Annotated in this window: 6 protein-coding genes; 1 reads left to right on the top strand and 5 read right to left on the bottom strand. The window is 72.4% G+C overall.

From position 1 onward, the window contains the following. The 4 genes from AB1609_16795 to AB1609_16780 all read right to left on the bottom strand — a co-directional run. On the bottom strand, positions 1-367 hold a 367-nt coding region (locus tag AB1609_16795), incomplete at its 3' end, for a heme lyase CcmF/NrfE family subunit (GenBank protein MEW6048104.1). 3 nt (positions 368-370) lie between these two features. After that, positions 371-799: a cytochrome c-type biogenesis protein gene (locus tag AB1609_16790; protein MEW6048103.1), complete on the bottom strand. Its 429-nt coding sequence runs from the start codon at positions 797-799 to the stop codon at positions 371-373. Positions 800-823: 24 nt separating this feature from the next. Continuing rightward, positions 824-2,131, bottom strand: a complete 1,308-nt coding sequence (locus AB1609_16785) for a TlpA disulfide reductase family protein (GenBank protein ID MEW6048102.1) — start codon at positions 2,129-2,131, stop codon at positions 824-826. 62 nt (positions 2,132-2,193) lie between these two features. Further along, positions 2,194-2,874 carry a hypothetical protein gene (locus AB1609_16780; protein MEW6048101.1) on the bottom strand — a complete coding sequence of 227 codons (681 nt, stop codon included), beginning with the start codon at positions 2,872-2,874 and terminating at the stop codon, positions 2,194-2,196. 45 nt (positions 2,875-2,919) lie between these two features. On the opposite strand from AB1609_16780, the gene AB1609_16775 reads away from it, so the two are divergent. Beyond that, positions 2,920-3,261 (top strand): hypothetical protein, encoded by a 342-nt coding sequence (locus AB1609_16775; GenBank protein MEW6048100.1) that lies wholly within the window; start codon positions 2,920-2,922, stop codon positions 3,259-3,261. A gap of 27 nt (positions 3,262-3,288) precedes the next feature. Here the strand turns inward: AB1609_16775 and AB1609_16770 are convergent. Continuing rightward, the coding region (locus AB1609_16770; protein MEW6048099.1) for an MFS transporter at positions 3,289-4,315 on the bottom strand (1,027 nt) is incomplete at its 5' end.

The following is a 4,315-nucleotide window of genomic DNA, read 5'->3' as shown; positions in this document are numbered from 1 at the left end:
GGCGCGGCGCCTCCACGTCGGGTCGGCCGGTCACGAGCAGCGCCGCGTAGCCCAGCAAAAGCCACAGCCAGAACAGAAGCGAACCTTCCTGGCCGCCCCACCAGGCGCCGAGCTTGTAGATGGACGGCATCGCCCGCGCCGAGCGCTCGGCCACGTACTCGATGGCGAAGTTGTCGCTCAACAGGGCCACGACCAGAACCGCCGAAGCCACCGTGGCGAAGCTGAACGCCACCAGGACCAGGGTACGGCCAAGCCGCAGCCACGCGGGCCGCGCCCGCACGATCCCCGCAGCCGAGAAGGCCGCCGCGCCCAGCGACGCAAGCAAGGCGAGCCACAGCATGGCCTGGCCGATCAGCGCCGAGTACACGCTCTACCCCCTCTTGCTCCCCGCCGTGCGCCAGTACGCCCACACGGCCCCCAGCACGAGAACCAGAAGCGGCGCGCCCCAGAGCAGGACGTAGGCGCCCGTGGCGGGCGGCCTGGCCAGAATCCACGTACCGTACTGCTTGACGTAGTGGTCGATGATCTCGTCGTCGCTCTTGCCTTCCTGCAACATCTGACGGATTTCGGCCCGCATCCGGGACGCCACCGTGCTGTTGGACTCCGCCACCGACTGCCCTTCGCAGACGGGACAGGTCAACTCACGGGCAATGGCGCGAGCGCGGGCCTCCACGCTCTGCCCGCGAGGAATCCCCGAGAGGGCGGACGAGATGCCTGCCGCCGTGACGACCGCCACCACCAGCAGCGCCGCCCACACCCAGATGTCCGCCGGACTTCGCGAGGCTCTTGCCGTCGCCATTTCTCACGGCCCGCCTTCTCGGCCTCAGCGCGGGATCGGTGCGGCCTGCCACGCCCCGTCCCGGGCGCCGGGTACAAAGATGTAAAAGTCGCCGCCGGACGCCAGCGCGGCCACCTGCTCGGCGCCAACAGGCGCCAGCGCCACAAAGGTGCGGACCGGGGTGCCGGGTACCGGCGCCGCCTCGTCCCTCTGCGGATCGTACCGGTAGACGCCCCGGTCGGTCGCCACCAGCCACCCGTCCCCGAGGGCCAGAACCGCAAACGAGGGGTGAGACAGCCTGGTGGCCTGGAAGTTGAGAGGGCTCGCCTTCGCCCTCAGAAGCCCCACCGGCGTGGCCGCGGCCACCCAGGCCCCGGCTTGCCCGGCCCAGGCCTGCTCCGCCGGCAGCGGCAATCCCCGGGCCGGCACCTCTTCGAGCCGCCCGGACGCGTCGATCTTCACGAGACCGCGCGCCTTCAGCCACGCCAGCAGCCCCTGGCCGCCTTCGCCCGAACCGGTTGGGCTCAGCGAGAGCACGGGGGCGGGCGCCCGCGCCAGTTGCGCCCACCGCCCGGCCTCGAGGTCGTAAAGCCAGATACCCGTTCCTACGGCAACGGCCAGCCGCCGGCGCTCCGGCCACGCTGCGACGGCGCTCACGGCGCCGGCCTCGGGCAGCGCGACGGCCTGCCAGGAGTCGGGCCGTTCCCGCCCGGGACCGGCCGGAGCCGACAGAAGCCGGTGCGTCCCCGCCACGAACAACCGCCCGCTCACCGCCACAAGCCCAACCCCGGCCTCCCCTGCAGGCAGCGGGCCGCCGTCGTCCAGGCCGGCCGTGATGGGCCGCCCCATCACCTCCTGGTAGGCCTGCTCGAGCTGTTCGAAGGTGATCGGCCCCGGCCAGTAGCGGCGTGCCACGCCGTCGGGCCCGATGAGCCAGCTTTCGGGGTAGCCGCGCAACCGGTAGCGCTCGGATACCCGCCCGTCCACGTCCCGCACCACGGGGTACGTCATGCCGAATTCGAAAGCGAAGTCGCGGACGGCCGCAAGCGGCTCTCGCACGTTGACGCCGATCAGGGACATCCGGTCCCCGAAGCGGCGGAAGAAGGTCTCCAGGCCGGGGATCTCGTCGCGGCACGGATCGCACCACGTCGTCCAGAAGTTGACCAGCACCGGGCGCCCCCGAAACGCCGCGAGCTGCACCCTCTGCCCGTCGAGCGCCTCCAGCTCGAAGGACGGAGCCACCTTGCCCACCTCGGCCTGGCTCCCGAGGCTGCGATTGTAAAGCACGGCACCGACCACGAACCCTGCGGCGACCAGGAGTGCGGCCGCGTTGGCGAGGCGGCGTGAGTGCAAGCCAACCCCCCTACGGGAGTCTAATCCGCCTCCCGTCCCCCGCACAAGGGACGAATGCCCTCTCAGCCGCCGCCGACCACCAGGGCCGCGCGAACTCCCGGCCCGCTCAGCAGGCCGGGGAGACCTGGCAGCACTTCGCCCGACGGGTGGGCCCACCCCGGGCTCCAGAAATCCGTCCCCACCAGGTACCCCGCCGACACCATCAGGAGGCCAACCGGCCCCACCCGCCACGCCAGGCCAAGCTGCACCTCCAGGGTCAGCAGGTGGCGGGTGAACCGGTTCATGGTGAATTCGTCAAACCCGGGCGGCGACACCGAGGGCTTCGACCCCACCAGTTCCAGTTCCGCCGAACCCAGCCCCACCAGCGCTCCTGCGGTCACGGCGGCGCGGTCTCGGCTCAACACTCGCCGGACGAGCCCGATCTGCACGTGTCCGATCTCGAGCCGGCTCAAGGTGTCGCCGGAGCGGCTCTCCCAGCGGAAGGTGCCATCGCTCGACGCAAAGCCCCACCCGGATGCCGGCAGGAAGACCACGCCGTAGCCAGCACTCCAGCCGTAGGGAGGCAGATCGGGGGCCTGCGTCAGGGCCTGGTTCAGTTGGCCCAGGTTGAGACGCTGGAGGGCAAGATACCCGGCAAGCCCGAACGCCACCGGCTCGTCCCCTTCCCGGGCACGGGCCGGTCCCGGAAGCGCCGCCAGGGCCGCCACCACAGCGCTCACCGCCGCGAGCCGCAGCGCCCTCATGCTGATGAGACCACCCTTCCGCCCGGCGCATATGCTGGGGCCGGTATGGCGGGACGGATACTACAGCTCCTGGTCAAGAACTCCTGGGTGGCCGACAACCTGCGCAGCCTCGGCCCGGGGAAGATGTATCACCTGGCCTACCGGCTTGCCGACATGGACCCCGAGGTCGCCGAAGACCTGGTGAGCGGGCATCTCACTGCTGGCACCCCCGCCGAGGTGGCGCTGGCGTGGGGCCAGGGCGAGCCCGCCCCCGTCGCCGACGTCGAACTGTCCGGGGTCCACGACTTCATCAGCTACTGCCGCTTCGACTTCCGCATCCGGCGGCTCCACCCGCCGCCCACCGGCCCCGGGCGCCCCGGCTTCATGTGCCGCTACGTCGGAAAATAGGAGCGGCGCGCTCACCTGCGTTCCCGGCTACCTGGCAGGGCTCCTTCCAGCCGTCCGCATGTGCCCCAGGTGCGGCCACAGGGCCGCCACCACCGCTGCTCCTGCCGCCGCCACCCCCAGCACGTAGGGCGTCTGCCACCAGCCCCCCACCGTCCCGCCGGGCACCTGCGGCACCAGGAGCAGGCCCAGCCGCACCAGAACCCCGCCTGCGGCCGGCGCCGCCACGGAACCCGCCGAGAAGGCGATGTAGAACAGGCTGAACGCCCGCCCTCTGCCCTCGGCCTGGGTCGCGTCCACCACCAGAGCCGCAGCCGCCGGGAAGATCAGTCCGAACCCGGTGCCGAACACGGCCGCGCCGGCCGCCGCCCGGATCCAGAACGTCCCGGCGTCCAGTGCCGCCCCCAGCAGCGCCTCCCCAAGGCCCAACAGCAACAACCCCAGCCCCAGCACGTTTCGCCGCGGCAGCCGGTCGGCCACGCTCCCGCCCAGGCCCATCCACAACCCCGCCGTGGCGCCGAGAACGCCCATCAAGGCGCCCGAGGCGCCGGCGCCCAGCCCCGCCGCCTGGGCCTGCAGCGGCAACAGCCAGACCAGAAACCCGAACCCCATCTGCACCACCATCGCCGCCGCGTAGGCAACCAGGAGCGCGGGCGACAACAGCGAGCCGCCCCCTGCGCGCCGGCCGCCCGGACCGGCCTCAGCGGCCGGCACCTCCTCCCGTCCGGCCCGGCCGCCGCTGGCTCCCGCCAGGCGCCACGTGCGCAGGAGTGCCAGCCAGGCGAGGGCCGAAAGGGACACGAACACCGCCCACGCCCCCACCCGCTGTGCCAGCAGGCCGCCGGCCGCCGGGCCAAGAACTGCTGCGGCCGCAATGGCGGCGCCAATCCGCCCCATGGCCGTCCCCCGCCCTGCCAAAAGGGACCGGTCACCCACCCACGCGAAGGCCGCGGGCGCCACGAACCCCGCCATCAAGCCGTGCACCGCGTGCGCGCCAGCCACCACGTCGAGGCGGCGAACCAGGTACAGGGCGAGCGAGGCGCCCGTCCCGGCCAGA

The sequence above is a fragment of the Bacillota bacterium genome, from assembly GCA_040754675.1.
Classification (GTDB): domain Bacteria; phylum Bacillota; class Limnochordia; order Limnochordales; family Geochordaceae; genus Geochorda.
Note: the sequence above shows the minus strand (reverse complement) of the source record. Positions and strands in the feature narration are given on the sequence as shown.

Coding starts and splice junctions, on each gene's coding strand:
- AB1609_16790 (MEW6048103.1), bottom strand. CDS start 799: ATGGCGACGGCAAGAGCCTCGCGAAGTCCGGCGGACATCTGGGTGTGG.
- AB1609_16780 (MEW6048101.1), bottom strand. CDS start 2,874: ATGAGGGCGCTGCGGCTCGCGGCGGTGAGCGCTGTGGTGGCGGCCCTG.
- AB1609_16775 (MEW6048100.1), top strand. CDS start 2,920: ATGGCGGGACGGATACTACAGCTCCTGGTCAAGAACTCCTGGGTGGCC.